Here is a 17,057-nt window from a genome sequence, read left to right on the forward strand (position 1 = left end):
AAATGTATTACCGCTACTTTGGCCTCAATGGCCCCCCTTTCGAGTTCACCACTGCCCCCGCCGCGCTCTATCTGGGCAAGGAACACAGCGAGGCCTTGGCGGCGCTGGAATGGAGCGTGTTGCGCGAGCCGAGCGGTTACACCCTGTTCGTGGGCGAGCCCGGAACGGGCAAGACGACGCTGGTAAGCGCCATCCTGGCACGCCATTACCAGCGCGTGCGCGCGGTCTATCTCAACCATCCCAAGCTCTCCTTCGCCGAAATCCTGATGCGAATCACCCGCCAGCTCGGCATCGAACCCCAGGATCAGAGCAAGCTGGCGGTGATCGAGGCCTTCAATCAGTACCTCAGCCAGTTGGCGCCCGAGGAAAGGGTGGTGATGGTGTTCGACGAGGCCCAGGCGCTCAGCGACGACGGTTTCGAGGAACTGCGCCTGCTTGCCAACCAGGGCCATCCCGAGCGGCGGCAGTTGCAGATAATCCTGGCTGGCCAACCCGAGTTGGCCCGTCGCCTGCAATCGCCCGCGCTCAAGCAGCTCAACGAGCGGATTGGTGCCCGCGCCATGCTCCATCCGCTGTCCGACGGCGAGGTGCTGGAATACATCGCGCATCTGGTCGGTGCGCGCGGCGGGCGCCCCGACGCGATATTCAGCGGGCGAGCGCTTAAGCTGGTAGTGCAACACAGCCACGGGATCGCGCGCCGGGTTAACATCCTCTGTCACAACGCAATGCTCAGTGCTTTTTCGCGCAACGCCACCCGGGTCAGCGCTGAGGTAATGCGCGAAGTGGTGGCCGAATATGACGACTTCGCCGGGGGCGCGCCCGCGCCGCTGGCTCCTCCGGCGGTGCGCTGGCCGGTGCGTGTGCGTCACGCCGCCCTTGGCCTGGCCTCGTTGGCGCTGTTGGGTGCCAGCGGCTCATTGTGGTTGTGGCACACTGCTGAGCCCGTTGACATCGATCTCAAGCCCGCGCCGGTCCAAAGCTTCGCAGCGCCGCTTTCGTTGGCCGAGCCACCGCTGAGCCCGCGGTTCGTGTACGCCGCGCCCACTAGCGCAGCGCCGGCCGCGCCGGTTGCCAGCGGTCTGGCGGCCGCGGCGGGGCTGGGCAGCCCCGTGGTCAAGGTTGCGCCGCTGCCCGTCTCGCATACCCAATCGCTGCCGACCCAGGTGCGAGTGCGCAGCGGCGACACGGCCACCGCGATCGCGCAGCGCTATCTGGGAGGGGCCGGCGGGCTGGCGCAATTAGCCGCCAGAAATCCCCAAATTCACAACCTCGATGTGATCTACCCCGGTGAAGTGATCAACCTGCCGGCGCGCGGCGCCACGGCCGAGGCGAACTAACACCATGGGCAAGTATTTCCAGACCCTGGAGCGGCTCAAGCTTGATCCTGATCATGCGCCCGAACCACGGGTGGCGCGCCTACGCCCGGACGGGCGCAATACCAAAAATCTCATTCCGGTGGGGCCCGGTGGGGTCCCGCGCGGCGTGCTGCAGGCCCAGGTGCTGCGCACCCTGAGCGAGCGGCTGGCGCCGGTGGCAGTGGTGGAAAGCGCGACCCGGGTGTTGGTGGGGGGATGCGAGCGGGGTGACGGCGCTTCAACCATGGCCGCCGCGTTGGCGCTGGATCTCAGCCAGCGGCTGGGGTTGCGTACACTGCTGGTCGACGCCCATCTGCGCCAGCCCGCGCTTCACCTTTTCTTCCGCGCATCCCCCAATAACGGGGGTCAGCCGATGCTGCTGGATGGCGACTTGCAAATCCAGCCTACGGGCCTGCGCGGCCTGGATTTGGCGATTTGTTCGGCGAACCTGGCGCAAGGACGAGAGCCCGGTGGGATGGCGGACTATGAGCGGCGCTGCGCCGAGTACCAGGCCACTATCGTCGATCTGGGCGTGCCGCGGCTGGATCCGCGAATGTTGGTGCTGGCGCGCGTCGGCGACCCGATTCTGCTGGTGGTGCGCTACGGCCAAACCGAGCGCTCTCACTTGGTTACGACCGTTAGCGCTTTGCGCGCCGCCAACCGCTCGATGGCTGGCGTGATTCTCAACGACAAAACCGATCCGATCGGCAAAAACCTAAGGAGATTGATCCCGGTATGAACCAGATCAACAGCGAGCTGCCCGCGCCGGCGGCCAGAGTTAACGCCGCGCCGGCGCGCCGAGCCGAAGGGCAGGTGCGCGGGCTGGCAGTGGTAGGGTTGGGTTATTGGGGCCCCAACTGGGTGCGCAATTTCACTCAGTTGCAGAGCGGAGCCCGGGTGCTGGCGTGCGATCTCGACGCCGGCCGGCGCGAGCGCATCCGCAAAAGCTATCCGGAAGTTCAGACCTGCGAGCGGCTGAGCGAAGTGCTCCAAGATCCTGAAATCGACGGCGTGGTGGTGGCCACTCCGGTCAGCACCCATTACCCCATCGCCCGCCAGGTGTTGCAGGCGGGCAAAGCGGTGCTGGTGGAGAAGCCGTTAGCGATGTCGCGCCGCCAAGCCGAGGAGCTGGTGATTTTGGCGCGCGAGGCCGATCTACCATTGATGGTCGGTCACACCTTTGAGTACAGCGCACCGGTGCTTAAGGTGCGCGATCTTATCGCTCGAGGCGAGTTGGGTGAGGTGCTGTATATCAGCTCGGTGCGCGCCAACCTGGGTTTGCTCCAACATGACGTCAACGTGGCCTGGGATCTGGCCACCCACGATATCTCGATCATCCTGATGCTCCTGGGCCAGTTCCCGCACGCGGTGAGTTGCCAGGGCAAGAGCTACTACCGCGGCGACATCGAAGACGTGGCGATGCTTACTTTGCATTTTCCCGGCAAGATTCTGGCCTTTATCCACGTCAGTTGGCTGGACCCCAACAAGATTCGGCGCACCACGATCGTCGGCTCCCGCCGCATGTTGGTGTACGACGACACCGCAACCCAGGAGAAGATCCGCATCTACGACAAGGGGGTCGACGTTCAGCGCTATTACGACAGTTACGACGAGTTTCAACTTTCCTATCGTTACGGCGACATCCAGATCCCCCGCATCGAGGAGACCGAGCCGCTGCGCATGGAATGCCAGCATTTCATCGATTGTATTGCGACCCAGCGCACGCCCAACACCGACGGTTTGAACGGTCTGCGCGTGGTGAGTGTGTTGGAAGCGGCCAGCCTGTCGCTCAAAAACGCCGGTGCGCTAATTACACTGGCCAACCCGGGGACGCGCTGAATTATGGCCGGCGAAAAATCAGCCCTGGTCTGCGTCAGCGATGACGTCGAGTTGGGAGCCGATGTCCGTCTTTCGCCCTTCGTCAACCTTTACGGTTGCACGATTGGGGCGCAGACGCGCGTGGGCGCCTTTGTTGAGATTCAGCGCGGGGCGAGAGTGGGTCGGTGCTGCAAAATCTCCTCGCATACTTTCATATGCGCCGGCGTGCGCATCGAGGACGAAGTTTTCGTGGGTCACCACGTGGTCTTCATCAACGATCGCGATCCGCGCGCGACCAATCCCGACGGTAGCCCACAGAGCGAAAAGGACTGGCGCCTGGAGCCGACTGTGGTGCGGCGGGGCGCCTCATTGGGTAGCGGCGCAGTGATCATGTGCGGGGTTGAAATCGGCGCTGGCGCGCTGGTGGGCGCGGGCGCGGTAGTCACCCGCGACGTCCCGCCGGGTGCGGTAGTCAGCGGCAATCCGGCTCGTCTGCATGTCCGCACCAGGGTGGTAAACCAATCCAAGCAGTTAATGGCGGGAGGTCGGCGATGAAAATCCGTATGATCGACTTGGCGGCGCAAAATCAGGAAATCCAACACGCCGTTGAGCGCGGGATGGCTCAGGTGCACGCTCGCACCTCCTACATTGGCGGTCCACAGGTGGCGCAGTTCGAGCAGGCCTTCGCTCAATTTCTCGGCGTCAAGAGGGTTGTGGGGGTGGGTAGTGGGACCGACGCGCTGCGCCTCGCGCTGATCGCGATGGGTGTGAGAGCGGGCGACGAGGTGATCACGGTGCCGGCGACCTTTATCGCTACCGCCGAAGCGATTGTGCAAGCCGGGGCACGACCAGTGTTTGTGGATGTTGATCCGCGCACCCGCAACATGAGCCCGCAAGCTTTGCGCCGCTACCTGGAGGCCGGACGCTGGCAATCGCCCAATGGGCCGCGCGCCATTCTACCCGTGCACTTATACGGCTTGCCGGCCCCAATGGAAGAAATTACCGCCCTGGGTCGCGAGTTCAACATCCCGGTGCTTGAGGATGCCTGCCAAGCTCACGGTGCACGGGTGCGCGTGGGCGGCCGCTGGATGAACGCCGGTGCAATTGGCAAAGCGGGTTGCTTCAGCTTTTACCCGGGCAAAAACCTGGGCGGATGGGGCGAAGGTGGCGCGCTGGCGACCAACGACGAGGAGCTCGCCGAGCACGTCGTACGGCTGCGCGATCACGGCCGCACTTCTCATTATGGCCATCTGGACTGCGGTTATAACGCTCGCCTCGATACCATCCAGGCGGTGGTGCTGCTGGCCAAGTTGGAGCATCTGAGCAAGTGGAATGCGAGACGTCGCGAGCTGGCCTTTTCCTATCGCACCCTGCTGGACGGAGCGCTGGGTTGCGAGCTGCCGACCGAGCCCGAAGGCTTCGAATCCTGCTACCACTTGTTTGTGATTTGCCATCCGCGCCGGGACCTGATTCGACACGATTTGCTGGCGCACGGTATCGAGTGCGGCATCCATTACCCATTGCCTCTGCATCTGCAGCCTGCGCTGGCTCATCTGGGCTACCGCAAAGGGGATTTCCCAGTCAGCGAGGTGCTCTCCGACTCCATTCTCTCCCTGCCCATGCATCCCCACCTGAACAATCTGGAAGTGCTGGAAGTGGTGGAAACGATCACCGAAACGCTGGCCAACAGTGCTGGCGTCGAGCCCCAGCGCGCGCAGAGTTAGGGGACTATCGCGATGGCCAACGACGATTTGCGCATTCAAAAAGGGTTGTTCGCGCTGGGCGACGCGCTGGCCGTGGTTGCGGCTTTTGCCGCCGCGCTGGTCCTTTACGATCCGGCTCATACCATCAGCAGCCAACTGCTCGCCCTTCCCACGTCTACGTTGGGAGTGGGCGCAGCGGCGATCATTGGAATGTGGCTGGTGATATTTCGCTCGGCCGGCCTTTACCGAATGCGCGCGGGCGGTCGCAGCGAATCAGTCGCGGTCATTAAGGCCTGCTCCTGGGCGGTGGCGCTGATGCTGCTGGGCTGCTTCGCGGTCCATGTGCGCATCTCGCGTCTGGCCTTCGCGCTCGCTTACGCCTTGAGCATTGCGCTGGTCGTGACGGTGCGGGCGGCCGTGCGCGGTGCGATCCGCCATCTGTACGCCAATCCCAAGATCGGCATTCCCCTGGTGATCGTCGGCTTCAATCCGATAGCGCACTACATGTGCGACCAAATCCTGGACGATATCACCCCCTTCGAGCCGGTGGGTCTTATCGATCCTGCCAACGCCGGCCGACAGTACCGCGGCTTGCCGGTTTGGGGCGACTATGCCCGGTTGGCAGAGCTGGCCCAGTATTATCCGGGGCTGGAAGTGGCGATCGGGTTGCCCCACGCCTCGGGGACAGAGCTGGAGCAACTGGTGGAATTGTGCGACTCCCATCACCTGGGCTGGTGGATCGTGCCGTCAATGGCGGGATCGCTGGCGGGTGGACTGCACGTCGAGCTGATCGGCGCGGTGCCGCTATTCGGCCGGCGGGGCTCCAATATCGAAGGGCTCAACTATGTAATCAAGCGCGGCTTCGATCTGGCGGTCGGAACGCTCATGCTGCTAATAGCCGCGCCCATCATCGGCTTGGCTGCCGTGGCGATTATGCTCGATGACGGCGGCCCGATTTTCTTCCGCCAGACCCGAGTGGGGGTACGCGGCCAGCTTTTTGACATTTTCAAGCTGCGCACGATGAAGGCGGGTGCCAGCAGCAGTGTCCACCAGGAGTACGTGCGCAATTGGATTGGCGGCGGTGCGGCGGCGGAACAACAAGCCGGAGATAAATGCTATAAGTTGGCCGCCGACAGCCGAGTTACCCGCGTCGGCCGCTGGCTGCGTCGCTTCAGCATCGACGAACTGCCGCAACTGCTCAACGTCGTGCTCGGCCAGATGAGCCTGATCGGACCGCGCCCGGCCCTGCCCTATGAACTCAAGCTTTACGCGCAATGGCATCGCGGGCGCCTGGAGGGGCCGCCGGGGCTGACCGGGCTGTGGCAAATCAGTGGGCGCAATCGGCTGTCCTTCGACGAGATGGTGCGCCTGGACCTGCAATATCTGGAGGACTGGTCGCTGGGGCGCGACGTCAAAATCCTGTTTCGCACGCTGCCGGTGTTGCTGCGCGGGAGTGGAGTGTGAGCGCGGATTCCACTCAGAGCGCGACGGCGCCTGCCGCTGGCGCACTACGGCGGGGCTTTGCTCGCGGCGTGCGCGACAACATGGCGGCCGAGGTAGCGACTCAAGCTGTGCGGGTGGGCGGGATGGTGCTGCTGGCGCGAGCGCTGGAGCCGCGCAACTTTGGCGTCTTTCGCGCTCTGCTGGTGCTCAGCATGTTGGTCTCGCTGTGTAATGACGCCGGCATCTGTGACGCGCTCATTCAGCGCGCCGACTTGCGGCCCGAGCACACCGCCACCGCCTGGTGGCTGAGCCTGGGGCTGAGTGCCCTGTGCGCCCTCGCGCTGTTTGCCGGCGCGCCGCTGGTGGCACGCTGGATGGGGATGCCGGAACTAGTGCTGGGAATGCGCCTGTTGTGCGTACCCCAGATGCTGGAGGGCAGTCTGATTACCGCCAACGCGCGGTTGCAGCGCGAGCTACGCTTTGGCGTCCTGGCCCTGGCCGACGTGCTGGCCGAAGTGGCTTTTCTCGCCACCGCCCTGACGATGCTCTATTGCGGCCATCGCGACGCCTGCCTGCCGGCGGCGCTAGCGATGCGCATGGCGGTGCATGCCGTCACGGTGTGGGTGATCGCCGGTCCGCCCGCAATCGCGCGTCCGCGAACCCGCGCCGCGCGCGACTTTGGCGGATTTGCCGCCACCTCGCTGGGCGGTCGGCTGGTTTTTCTGCTTTCCAACAACGCCGACTACCTAATCGTGGGCCGGCTGTTGGGCAGCACCGCTCTAGGCTTCTATTCCATCGCTTGGGACTTGCTGCGCTTTATCCCCGATCGGCTGTACAAAGTGGCAGGGCGGGTCGCGTTCCCCGCTTTTTGCAAGCTTCAGCACGACGACCACGAACTGGCCCGCGCTTACTTGCAATTTTTTGGATATCTCGCCCGAATCGTAATGCCGTTGATGGGTTGCGTGGTGGTGGCTGCTCCCGAGCTCCTGGCCGTCGTGTACGGGGCCAAATGGCTGCCCGCCGCGCTGCCCCTGCGGCTGCTAGCCGCGGGTTTGATGCTAGCCGGCCTGACGGTCGGAATCGGCCCAGTCTATTACACCAAGGGGCGCCCCGGCTTCGACCTTTACTTGCATGGCCTGCGCCTGCTGTTGGTGGTCGCGGTGTGTGTGGGGTTTTCGCGCTTTGGCCTGCGCGGAGTGAGCGCCTCGATGGGTGTGGTGGAGGGCGGGATCGGCGTGACGGGATGTTGGATGGCGGCCTCGCTGATCGGGGTTGGCATGACTCGCGTCCTGCGCGCCGCCGCCGCCGGCGCGCGCTTGGCGTTGCTGTGCGCCGGCTGCGCACTGGCCAGCAAGTGGCTGTTGGATGCGATCGGTCTTTCCGGCCCAGCGGCCTTGCCCCTGATTGGACTGCCCGCCGCCGCGCTTTTTTGCTGGTCGGAGGCCGGCCAGCTGATCGACATGATCATCGTGCGCGCGCCGCGTTCTGCGCCCAGTCCCAGTATTCAAGGGGCGTAAACCAGTGGGGCGAGAGATGGCTGTGGCCACCCCGGCCGGTATCCAAATGGCAACCACCGGCTTGAGGATCGAGTCCTACGCACAAGCGCACGAGAGCTGGCGCCAGTGGTTGGCGCGCAGTCCGCGGGCGGGGCTCTATCATGGCGAGCGGTGGTTGGAGTTGCTGCGGCGGGTTTATCGGATGCCGCTGTCGGTGGCGCAGGTCGAGTTGACGGGTGAAGGGCAGAGCGCGGCCTGCGTACTGGCTCATCCCCACAGATTTTTTTCTCCCCGCGCGGTGGCCTTGCCCTTTTCCGATTATGCTCCGCCGCTGACCACCGGCGCTCGCGCTGAGGCCGCGCTGTTGGAGCATTTAGCCCACGGCCAATGGGGCCCGGTCGAGCTGCGCGGCCAGAGCGCGCCGCCGCCTTGGCAAGTCAGCTCGACCTTTGCGCTATGGAACCTCGATCTCAGGCGCCCCTTGGCCCAGCTCCAGGCCGGGTTGGCAACCAATTTTCGGCGTAACCTCAAGCGCGCCGCGCGCGCCCTGGTGCACGTGGAATATGGCGCCGATAGCGCGCTGCTGGCCCGTTTCCACGCCCTGCATAGTGAGTCCCGCCGCCGCCACGGCTTGCCGGCTCCGCCGGCACGCTTTTTTCGCGTCCTAGGCGAGCTGTTCGCTCCCAACAATGAATTGGAGGTCTGGATCGCTTCTCGCGCCGGCCGCGATCTAGCCGGGGTAGTCCTGCTGCGGTCCGGTAAGCGGCTGTATTACAAATGGGGCGCGCGTGCCGGCGGTGATACCTTTGCCACCAGCCATTTGCTGCTCTGGCAGGTGATTGAACGCGCGGCCGGCCATTGCGAGGTGCTCGATCTGGGCCGCGCCGACATTCGTAACGTCGGACTTAGTCGCTTCAAAGCCGAACTTGGCGCGCGGGCCGAGCCCTTGCCCTACGCCTTCATGCCGCGCATGCCGCGCAATTTGAGCGCCGAGCATCTGAGTGGTCTGGCGCTGCTTTTGTCACAGCTCTGGAAACGCTTGCCGCCGCCGCTGGCGCGCATTTTGGGCGGCGCGATTTACGGCCTATTGTCATGAATCAGGTACTGGTGATTACACCTGCCCGCGACGAGGAGCGCTTGCTCCCGGGTCTCATCGCTTCGGTAGTGGCCCAGAGCGTTCGCCCGCAGCACTGGATCATAATCGACGACGGTTCGCGGGATGCTACCGGGAGGCTGGCGGACGGCGCGGCGCGCGAGCAGCGCTGGATCGAGGTGATCCATCTACCTGGGGATAGCCAACGCGCCGCTGGGGGGGAATCAGCGGTCGCGCGGGTGCTGCGCGAGCGAGCAGCGATGGAATTTGACTTTCTGCTGCGGCTGGATGCCGACCTCAGTTTTGATGCCTTCTTCATTGCGCAACTACTTGACGAATTCGAGCGAGACGCTCAACTGGGCATCGCGGGGCCGACCCTGTTGGAGCCCGATGCCAGCGGTTGGCATCCGGTCTTCCAGCCCGCCTTTCACACCCGCGGTGCGGCCAAGACCTACTCGCGCCGCTGTTTGCGCGCCATCGGACCGCTGGAAAGTGGCCTTGGGTGGGACACTCTGGACGAAGCGCGGGCGATGATGGCGGGATTTCGCACCCGCTCCTTCGCTCACATTGTGGCCCGCCATCACAGGCCGCAAGGTGCGGCGGGTGGACGCTGGAAGGCGCGCGCGGCGGCCGGAATGGCGGCATATCGGGCCGGTTACACGCCGGCCTTCGTGCTTGCCCGCGCCCTGCGCCAGGCGCTCACCGGCGCCGGGCCGCTAGGGGCGTTGGCGTTTGTTCAGGGCTTTTTCAAACCAGCACTAAGGCGGATGCCTCGGCCGGCCTCGCCGGAATTGATCGCTTTTATTCGCCGCCAGCAGATCCGGCGGCTGTTGGGACTGGCTTCGCTATGGCAATGAACCTGCAATGCGAGAGTAATGCCGCGCTCTGCCTGCCGCCTTTGGCGGCCACCTTCAGCAATGACGCCTTTGAATTTTGGAAATTGCCGGAAGCTTGGCGCCAGCTCCTGGGCGATTCGATCGAGCGCTCCCGGCGTGCCGCCGAGCATCTGCTCTTCGAGCGCTACCTGGCCGAGCAAGAGCGCCGGCCGCCGGCCGCGCTCAACGCCTACTACCGGGTTAAAGGGCTGATTCCAGATCATCTACGTTATCGCCTCAACTCCCTGGCGATTCGCTCGCGCCGCCAGCGCGAGTTTCCCCATTGGCCGTGCGAGGACGCGCTCGTGCGGTACTGGCGCGAGTGGCTGGGGCAGGCGCTGGCGACGGTCAATGAGAAGACGGCGTGGCACATTGGCCTGTGGCCCGCGGGCAAACGCTGCGCCATCGTGCTGACCCACGACGTTGAGAGTGCCCGCGGGTTGGCCGATATGGAGAAGATCGCCGCGCTGGAAGAAAGCCTGGGCTTTCGTTCGGCTTGGAACCTGGCCTTGGATCAATATCCGATCGATTGGGAATGCGTGGCGCGTTTGCGCGCGCGCGGGTTTGAATTCGGGGCGCATGGCTTGCGCCACGATGGTCGCCTGTTTCGCAGCGCCGAGGATTTTCAGGCGCTCAAGCCACAAGTTGAACGCTTGGCCCGCGCCCACGACCTGCGCGGCTTTCGCGCCCCCTCTACGCTGCGAAAAGCGGAGTGGATTGCCAGCCTGGATTTCGACTTCGATTCCAGCTTCGCCGACAGCGATCCTTACGAACCGCAGCCGGGCGGGACCTGCAGCCTGTTTCCCTTTTTTTTGGCCGATTTGGTCGAGCTGCCCTATACCCTGGCCCAGGATCATACCCTGATACACCTGCTCCATCGCAGCCCCTTGCCGTTATGGATCGCCAAAGCGGACTGGATAGCCTCGCTCTCGGGGATGATCCTGACGCTGACCCATCCCGATTACTGCGCCGCTCCACCCTACTTCGAGGCCTACGAAAAACTGCTGCGCCATCTGGCCGGCTTCAAACAAGCCTGGCGCGCTTTACCCTCGCAGGTCGCGGACTGGTGGCGGCGGCGTGCGGCGATGCAACTGACGCTGGAGCAGGACGGTCCGCGCCTGTCAGGCGCGGACACCCGCGACGCGGTCATCCGGCCGGTGAGTGAAGAACCGTTGGCGGTCTGAGGAGTTTATCTGTGGCTCGCGCATTGATGATTGCTTACACCACGTACGTTCACGACGCTCGCGTCAAGCGCCATGCCCAGGCGCTAGCCGAACGCGGCGATCAGGTGGATTTGCTCTGTTTGCAAAATCCCCAGCAAGGGTTCGACCGCGGGGTCAACGTGATAGGTCTTCAGATCCGTCGCTACCGCGGTTCCAGCCGGGCCAGCTATCTGCGCAGCTACTTGCGTTTTTTCGCAGCCGCCACCATTCAGGCCGCGGTGCTCTCCAGGCGCCATCGCTACGATTTCGCGGTAGTCTGCACGATGCCCGATCTGGCGGTGCTATGCGCCCTGCCCGTGCGGCTAATGGGAAGCAAGCTCCTGCTCGACGTGCACGATACGATGCCCGAGCTGTACCGCGACAAATTCGGCGGCCGACGCGGGGCTCTGGGCGCCAAGTTGCTACACCTGGAGGAGCGCGTCAGCGCAGGCTTGGCCGACCGCGTGCTGGCGGTGCACGAACCTCATCGCCAGCGCCTGATCGCCGCCGGGATCGCTGCCCACAAGATAAGTGTAGTGCTCAACGTTCCCGACCCGCGGATTTTCGCCCCTCTGGTTCGCCCCGTTTACGAGCGCGAACGCTTTACCATCGTTTGTCATGGCACGATGGCACCACGGCTGGGAGTGGAGCTGGCCATTGAGGCAATCGCGCGTCTGCGCGAGCGCTTACCCACGGTACGCCTGCGGCTGATCGGAGGGGGGAACTATGTCGATGGGTTGCGCCAGCGCGTGAACCAGCGCGGGCTGGCGCCGTGGATTGAGTTTCACGCGCCGGTTCCCTTGGAGCAGCTGCCCGAGCTGCTCAATGAGGCCGACGTGGGGCTGGTACCGAATCGCAAAAGCAGCGCCACCGATCTGATGCTGCCAGTTAAACTGATGGAGTACGTTGCCCTGGGCATCCCGGTGATAGCCGCTCGCCTGCACACCATTCAATACTACTTCGATGACCAGGCAGTGCGTTTCTTCGCGCCTGGCGACGCCGACGGCCTCGCCGCGGCAATCGCCGAGCTGCACGCGCGGCCCGCGCTGCGCCAAAGCCTGGCCGAGCGCGCCTGCACCGTGCTGCGGCGGGTGAATTGGAGCGTGCAGCGCGAGCGCTATTACGAAGCGATCGATTCGTTGTTTCCTAACCGCCGGATAAACGCAGTGCCGGCGCCGAGCGAAGAAAGGAGAGTCTACGTTGAATAGCGGTAAAACTTTGGTGGTCGGGCTGGGTGAAGTTGGCGGCGCGCTGGCCGAAGTGCTCTCGCAACGCGAGCCGGTGCTGCGCCACGATCTGGAGCCGATGGAATTCGACGAGCCGATCGGGGTGATGCATCTGTGCTTCCCGTTCACGGACGCGGCCAAATTTCACGCCATCGCGCTCGACTACATCGCCAAGTTTCGGCCCGAGCTGACTATCGTCAACAGTACCGTACTGCCGGGTACCACGCGTACGCTGGCCGAGCGCAGCGGACAGGCGGTGGCCTACAGCCCGGTGCGGGGTAAGCACGCGAAAATGGTCCAGGACCTGCGTCACTATTTCAAATTCGTGGCGGCGTCCGATCCCCACACCGCCAGCTTGGCCGAAGAGCATTTTCAGAGCGCCGGCTTGAAGACCCGGCGCATGAACCAGATCGAGACCCTGGAGCTGGCCAAGCTGTGCGAAACCACCTACTTCGGCGTGCTGATCGCCTTCGCGCAGGAAGTTAATCGCTACTGTGAGCGGCTGGGCGGAGACTATTACGAGGCCAGCCAATTTTTCGAGGAGATCGATTTTCTCCCGCGTTGCCGCTACTTCCCCGGGATTATCGGCGGCCACTGCGTGTTGCCCAATATTGACCTGATGCTCCAAGTTGCCCCGGCGCCGCTGCTGGAGGCGGTGCGGGAGTCCAATCAGCGGCGCATCCGGGAGCTCGATCGTGACAGCGCCCCTAGCCGGTCGACCGGAACCAATGGCAATGGTGCGATGCTGACTCATCGGTGAGACGCACTGTGGCTTTCCGCGCTTGGCGGCGCAGATGGTCCTTGCGCGGACTGCCCGCGGTACGCTGTGCGCACGCGCTGGCAGAAGCGCCGGTCGACCGGGGCTCGCTTCGGTCCGAGCGCGAGGTCGGAATGGCTACTGGTTTGCATCCGCGTTCGATGAAACAGATTGCGCAAGAAGCGGCTGACAACCAAGCGGCTGTTTTGGAGAGGATGCCTTCGTATGCGCGTGGATAGTTCGCCGCAATGGCGCGATTTGCAAGAGTTGAGCGATGAGTACCGGCTGGATTTTCGCTTGCCCGAGCGCCGCCCGCTAGCCTTGATCCTGGATCGCCGCGCCGTGATGGCGATCGAAATGTGTCGCATTCTGGCCGCGAGTGGCTACGCCGTAGACGTCCTGGGCGAGGCCGGTTCGCCCGCGTTCCATTCGCGCTTCCTGCGTCAAGCGATGGTTTCGCCCCCGGTCCAGCTCAAGCAGGCTTTTCTTGCGCGGGTCAGCGAGGTGGTGGAGGAGGCGGACTACGACGCGATTTTTGTCTGCAACGAGGAAGTGCTCGAAGCCTTGCTCGACCTGCCCGCCGCCCGCCACTGGAGGGGGCTGGCGCTCACGCCGCCCGAGCAATTGCGTCAGGCGCTGAGCCGCAAGCAGATGCTGCGCGTGGCGGCGCAAGCCGGCGTGAGCACACCGCGCACGCTGGTGCCAGCCGATGAGGGTGAGCTTGAAGCGATGGCCTGGGAGTTGGGCTTTCCTCTGATCGTAAAGGGTGACCGCGGCGAGGCCGGCAACCACGTGCGGCTGGTCACGAGGCCTGCCGACTTGGCCGCGGCCTACGCGCAAATCGCTGAGTTGGAGCACGAGTTCGGTGCACCCTCGCTGCAGGAGTATGTGCGCGGACGGGCCTTTTCAGTGGGCGGTCTGTTCGATGGCGGAAGACCACTGCGTGTCTGTGCCCATCTCAAGCTGGCCGGTGTGCCGCCCCTGGGCGGCCTGACCGCCAAAGGCGTAACCATCAAGCTTCCCGGTTTGCTGGAGGCCGCCTTCGCGGTGTTCGAGGCGCTGTCCTACCGCGGACTGGGACATGCCGAATTCATCCAGGATGCGATGGGGCATTTCAAATTCCTCGAGGTTAATCCGCGCGTGTGGGGCACGCTGGCGGTGTCTCACTATGCCGGCGTGGATATGCTCGGGACCTATGCTGAGCTGGCCCGAGGCGGTCCGGTGGCGCCCGATCTGCGCTATCGTGCGGGTGTGCGCTTCCACCGCCTGTTGCGTGAAGCACGCCTCATCCAGCGCCATCCCTGGAGCTTGCCGCGAGTTCTGGCGGATTGCTGCAATCCGGCTATCCGTTCGGACTTTTGCTGGACCGATGCTGCCCCGCATCTGGCGGCCTTGTCGCTGCGCGGGAAAGCCTGGCTGCGTAAACCGTTGTTCTCGCGCGCCCCCTGGGTAGCCTGATTCAGATCTGGCGATCCGATCGGACCGGCTCAGGGACTGGACTGCAAGCGGCGGGTCAGTAGCGACGCCTTGGTGGCGAAGCCGGTGGCGCTGTCGTAGTCGTTATCGCGCAATGCTCCTTCGGCCGCCCCTAGAAAGCCGTTGGCTTGATCGTATAGCGCGGCGTTGGTGTTGCGCAGATTGCTCCGATCGATCGTAGCAAAGCGCGCCCTGGTCGCGTCTACCAACATCTCCGCTCGCGTGCGTGCCAGCACGGTCGGCTCGCCTTCCATCCCGACCGGTCGGGTCAGGACGGGCTGCGGAGGCTTAAGTGCCGGACCCGTGGTGGCCAGTTCGGTGGGCGGCAGCGCTTTATGATGGGTGTGATGATGATGGTAGGTAGCCGCGCGGGGTGGCGCCAGCCAATGATTGAAATTGCGCTGGAAATCGCGCCATTGTTGATCGCTCTGCGCGTCGCAGCCCATGCTGCACAAAAGCAACAGCGCGCAACTGCAGCGCAATAGCCGCGCGCGGCCGACCTGGATCGCGCCAGGCTGTTTGAGCCGTCTAATTCGCCGCCAAAGAGGAATCCACCGTACTCGCGCGCGGCAGTCGGATTGTGACGGTGGTGCCTTTGCCGGGGTTGGAGTCCACATCTATGATTCCCTGATGGAGGTCAATGGCGCGCAGCGCCAGGGCCAAACCCAGCCCGTTGCCGCTGGCTTTGGTGGTGAAGTAAAGCTGAAAAATCTGCTGCATTTGGGCCGGTTGGATCCCGCATCCGGTGTCACCGATCATTAAGCGGACGTAACCGTCGGTATCCAGCCGGCTGGCGACCCGCAAGCACCCGCCCTCGGCCATCGCCTCGATCGCGTTGTTGATGATGTTGGTCAAAGCCTCCTCCAGCAGGTCGCGATCCGCCTCAATCGGGGGCAGGTGCCGATCCAGATCGAATTCCAGTTTAACCGTAGCTGGAGTCAGCCGGCGTGCGGTTTCCTCCAGCAACTGGCTGGGATTCACTGGGGCCAGTTCCAGTTGCTGGGGGCGTAGGAAACGCAGCAGCGCATCCACCGCGCGGTCCAGCCGTTTTACTTCGCCGCGCAGGCCGGCGATGCGGCTTGCGCCCGGGCGCTGATGGGCAAGGTCCTCACTGAGCAGCTCGAGGTGAACGTTCATACTGTTAAGCGGAGTGCGAAGCTGATGGCCAATACCCGAAATCAAGCCGCCTAAGCGCGCCAGCCGGCTGGAATAATCCAAGGTGCGTTTGAGTTCCTGTACCGCTTGCATGTCGCGCGCGATGATGATCAGTCCGGCGGGTTCCGGCCCCTGCCCCAGCGAAAATATCGAGACTAATAAGCGCACCGGCTGCTCACCATCGGCCAGCTGAATGGGCACATCATTGGCATGGTTGCCGGTGGCGAAAGTGATCTCCACCATGCGCGATAGCGGATGGCCCTTGCCCAGCAAGGCGCGCAGGGGTTTGCCTTCCACCATGCCACCCGCGGGCAGTCCCAAACGGCCGGTTGCCTCCTGGTTGGCGAACAAGATGGCGCCGCGGGCGTCGAGCAGGATGACTGCGTCGGTTATCGAACGAAAAGCATCGAATAGTTGGCTGCGCTCATGCTCCCATTGACTGCGGTCGGTGCTGATACGCTGCGATAGTGCGTTGAACTTGTCGGCCAGCGAACTCAATTCGTCACGCCCGGCCACTTTCAGCGCCTTAGTCTCGCGCCCGGCTGCCAGCTCCTCGACTTCGACTGCGATGGCCGCCACCGGGCGTAGCAACAAGCTACCCAGGATAATTGCGCCAAGCAGGGCGAAGCCTGACACCGCGGCTCCGATCAAGGCGATGTGGGCCACGGCGTTATGTACCTCGGCTACGGTCAGGGCGGTGGACAGACCGACTCGAATGACCACGAAAGGTTGTCCGTCAATTTCCAGCACCCGCGTCATCTCGTAGGTTCCTCCGCCCCAGGCAAAGTAGATGCGGGCTAGCCCAAGCCACGAGGAAGCCAGCTTGAGCAGGGCGCTGAAGGGAGCGGCGGCGGGTAGATCGGCACTCAAACTTTGCGGCGGTTCGGACAGAATCGGCACTCCGCCGATGGTTTCCAGGCGCACGTAGACCACCCCCTGGGCAAAGGCCCCGGAGGATTCGATCAGGGTGCGCAAGGCGGGAGAGCGCTGCAGGGTGGCCACCACGTCACCGCGCGAGCCGGCCAAAGTGGTACGAACCTGCTCGAAAATTTCGTTGATGATCAGCTCGCCCGAGTTGGCCAAGCCATCGGCCATCAGCACGATGGTATGGTTTATCTGTAGGACGCTGACGGCTGCGATAATCAGCAGCGACCACGCTAGCAGGGCGGCCGCGATCTTTGCCCGCAAGCCCACCTTGTGCCCCCGCCGGCAGCCTCAAGCCACGCCGTTGCGATTGCGGCCCCGATAGCGGTCGAGCCGGTTATACAGGGTCTTCAGGCTGATACCCAGAATCTCGGCCGCGCGCGCTTTGTTGCCGCCTACTGCGTCGAGAGTCTCGAAAATCAGCTCGCGCTCGACCTCTTCCAACGACCGGTTTCGTTGCGGTGTGCTGACCCGCACGGTGCCAGGGTCGTTACCCAGATCGGCGGGCATCTCATGCATCGAGATCAGCGGCTT

Annotated in this window: 16 protein-coding genes; 13 read left to right on the top strand and 3 right to left on the bottom strand. The window is 64.0% G+C overall.

Translation table 11 applies throughout. The annotated features are described in order from the left end of the window. Positions 1-2 precede the first annotated feature (2 nt). From VKV28_12730 to VKV28_12790, 13 genes are all read left to right on the top strand, one after another. A complete protein-coding gene (locus VKV28_12730; GenBank protein ID HLH77660.1) occupies positions 3-1,337 on the top strand; it encodes an AAA family ATPase in 1,335 nt (444 codons plus the stop codon). A 4-nt stretch (positions 1,338-1,341) separates the two neighbouring features. Further along, a complete protein-coding gene (locus tag VKV28_12735) occupies positions 1,342-2,094 on the top strand; it encodes a hypothetical protein (protein HLH77661.1) in 753 nt (250 codons plus the stop codon). Continuing rightward, entirely contained in the window at positions 2,091-3,194 is a 1,104-nt protein-coding gene (locus VKV28_12740) for a Gfo/Idh/MocA family oxidoreductase (GenBank protein ID HLH77662.1), read from the top strand. Before VKV28_12735 ends, VKV28_12740 begins: the two co-directional genes overlap by 4 nt. A gap of 3 nt (positions 3,195-3,197) precedes the next feature. Further along, complete coding sequence (locus VKV28_12745) at positions 3,198-3,728, top strand: acyltransferase (GenBank protein ID HLH77663.1); 531 nt, start codon at positions 3,198-3,200, stop codon at positions 3,726-3,728. Further along, positions 3,725-4,897, top strand: coding sequence for a DegT/DnrJ/EryC1/StrS family aminotransferase (locus VKV28_12750; protein ID HLH77664.1), 1,173 nt, complete (start codon positions 3,725-3,727; stop codon positions 4,895-4,897). Before VKV28_12745 ends, VKV28_12750 begins: the two co-directional genes overlap by 4 nt. A gap of 12 nt (positions 4,898-4,909) precedes the next feature. After that, positions 4,910-6,340 carry a sugar transferase gene (locus VKV28_12755; protein HLH77665.1) on the top strand — a complete coding sequence of 477 codons (1,431 nt, stop codon included), beginning with the start codon at positions 4,910-4,912 and terminating at the stop codon, positions 6,338-6,340. Then, positions 6,337-7,836, top strand: coding sequence for an oligosaccharide flippase family protein (locus tag VKV28_12760; GenBank protein ID HLH77666.1), 1,500 nt, complete (start codon positions 6,337-6,339; stop codon positions 7,834-7,836). The genes VKV28_12755 and VKV28_12760 overlap by 4 nt, the downstream gene beginning before the upstream one ends. A 16-nt stretch (positions 7,837-7,852) precedes the next feature. Further along, positions 7,853-8,911: a GNAT family N-acetyltransferase gene (locus VKV28_12765; GenBank protein HLH77667.1), complete on the top strand. Its 1,059-nt coding sequence runs from the start codon at positions 7,853-7,855 to the stop codon at positions 8,909-8,911. Continuing rightward, on the top strand, positions 8,908-9,765 hold the full coding sequence (locus tag VKV28_12770; protein HLH77668.1) for a glycosyltransferase family A protein: 858 nt from the start codon (positions 8,908-8,910) through the stop codon (positions 9,763-9,765). Before VKV28_12765 ends, VKV28_12770 begins: the two co-directional genes overlap by 4 nt. Beyond that, on the top strand, positions 9,756-10,967 hold the full coding sequence (locus tag VKV28_12775) for a hypothetical protein (protein HLH77669.1): 1,212 nt from the start codon (positions 9,756-9,758) through the stop codon (positions 10,965-10,967). The genes VKV28_12770 and VKV28_12775 overlap by 10 nt, the downstream gene beginning before the upstream one ends. An 11-nt stretch (positions 10,968-10,978) precedes the next feature. Continuing rightward, the gene (locus VKV28_12780) at positions 10,979-12,193 is read left to right on the top strand and encodes a glycosyltransferase family 4 protein (protein HLH77670.1); all 1,215 of its coding nucleotides are present in this window, start codon (positions 10,979-10,981) and stop codon (positions 12,191-12,193) included. Then, positions 12,186-12,971, top strand: coding sequence for a hypothetical protein (locus VKV28_12785; protein ID HLH77671.1), 786 nt, complete (start codon positions 12,186-12,188; stop codon positions 12,969-12,971). Before VKV28_12780 ends, VKV28_12785 begins: the two co-directional genes overlap by 8 nt. A gap of 222 nt (positions 12,972-13,193) precedes the next feature. After that, a complete protein-coding gene (locus VKV28_12790) occupies positions 13,194-14,426 on the top strand; it encodes an ATP-grasp domain-containing protein (protein HLH77672.1) in 1,233 nt (410 codons plus the stop codon). Positions 14,427-14,455: 29 nt separating this feature from the next. Here the strand turns inward: VKV28_12790 and VKV28_12795 are convergent, their stop codons facing one another. The 3 genes from VKV28_12795 to VKV28_12805 all read right to left on the bottom strand — a co-directional run. After that, positions 14,456-14,890, bottom strand: coding sequence for a hypothetical protein (locus VKV28_12795; GenBank protein ID HLH77673.1), 435 nt, complete (start codon positions 14,888-14,890; stop codon positions 14,456-14,458). Positions 14,891-14,972: 82 nt separating this feature from the next. After that, positions 14,973-16,793 carry an ATP-binding protein gene (locus VKV28_12800; GenBank protein HLH77674.1) on the bottom strand — a complete coding sequence of 607 codons (1,821 nt, stop codon included), beginning with the start codon at positions 16,791-16,793 and terminating at the stop codon, positions 14,973-14,975. 21 nt (positions 16,794-16,814) lie between these two features. Next, a partial coding sequence (locus VKV28_12805) for a helix-turn-helix domain-containing protein (GenBank protein HLH77675.1) occupies positions 16,815-17,057 on the bottom strand: 243 nt, incomplete at its 5' end.

This window comes from Candidatus Binataceae bacterium (assembly GCA_035294265.1).
Classification (GTDB): Bacteria; Desulfobacterota; Binatia; order Binatales; family Binataceae; genus DATGLK01.

Coding starts and splice junctions, on each gene's coding strand:
- VKV28_12730 (HLH77660.1), top strand. CDS start 3: ATGTATTACCGCTACTTTGGCCTCAATGGCCCCCCTTTCGAGTTCACC.
- VKV28_12735 (HLH77661.1), top strand. CDS start 1,342: ATGGGCAAGTATTTCCAGACCCTGGAGCGGCTCAAGCTTGATCCTGAT.
- VKV28_12740 (HLH77662.1), top strand. CDS start 2,091: ATGAACCAGATCAACAGCGAGCTGCCCGCGCCGGCGGCCAGAGTTAAC.
- VKV28_12745 (HLH77663.1), top strand. CDS start 3,198: ATGGCCGGCGAAAAATCAGCCCTGGTCTGCGTCAGCGATGACGTCGAG.
- VKV28_12750 (HLH77664.1), top strand. CDS start 3,725: ATGAAAATCCGTATGATCGACTTGGCGGCGCAAAATCAGGAAATCCAA.
- VKV28_12755 (HLH77665.1), top strand. CDS start 4,910: ATGGCCAACGACGATTTGCGCATTCAAAAAGGGTTGTTCGCGCTGGGC.
- VKV28_12765 (HLH77667.1), top strand. CDS start 7,853: ATGGCTGTGGCCACCCCGGCCGGTATCCAAATGGCAACCACCGGCTTG.
- VKV28_12770 (HLH77668.1), top strand. CDS start 8,908: ATGAATCAGGTACTGGTGATTACACCTGCCCGCGACGAGGAGCGCTTG.
- VKV28_12775 (HLH77669.1), top strand. CDS start 9,756: ATGGCAATGAACCTGCAATGCGAGAGTAATGCCGCGCTCTGCCTGCCG.
- VKV28_12790 (HLH77672.1), top strand. CDS start 13,194: ATGCGCGTGGATAGTTCGCCGCAATGGCGCGATTTGCAAGAGTTGAGC.
- VKV28_12795 (HLH77673.1), bottom strand. CDS start 14,890: ATGGGCTGCGACGCGCAGAGCGATCAACAATGGCGCGATTTCCAGCGC.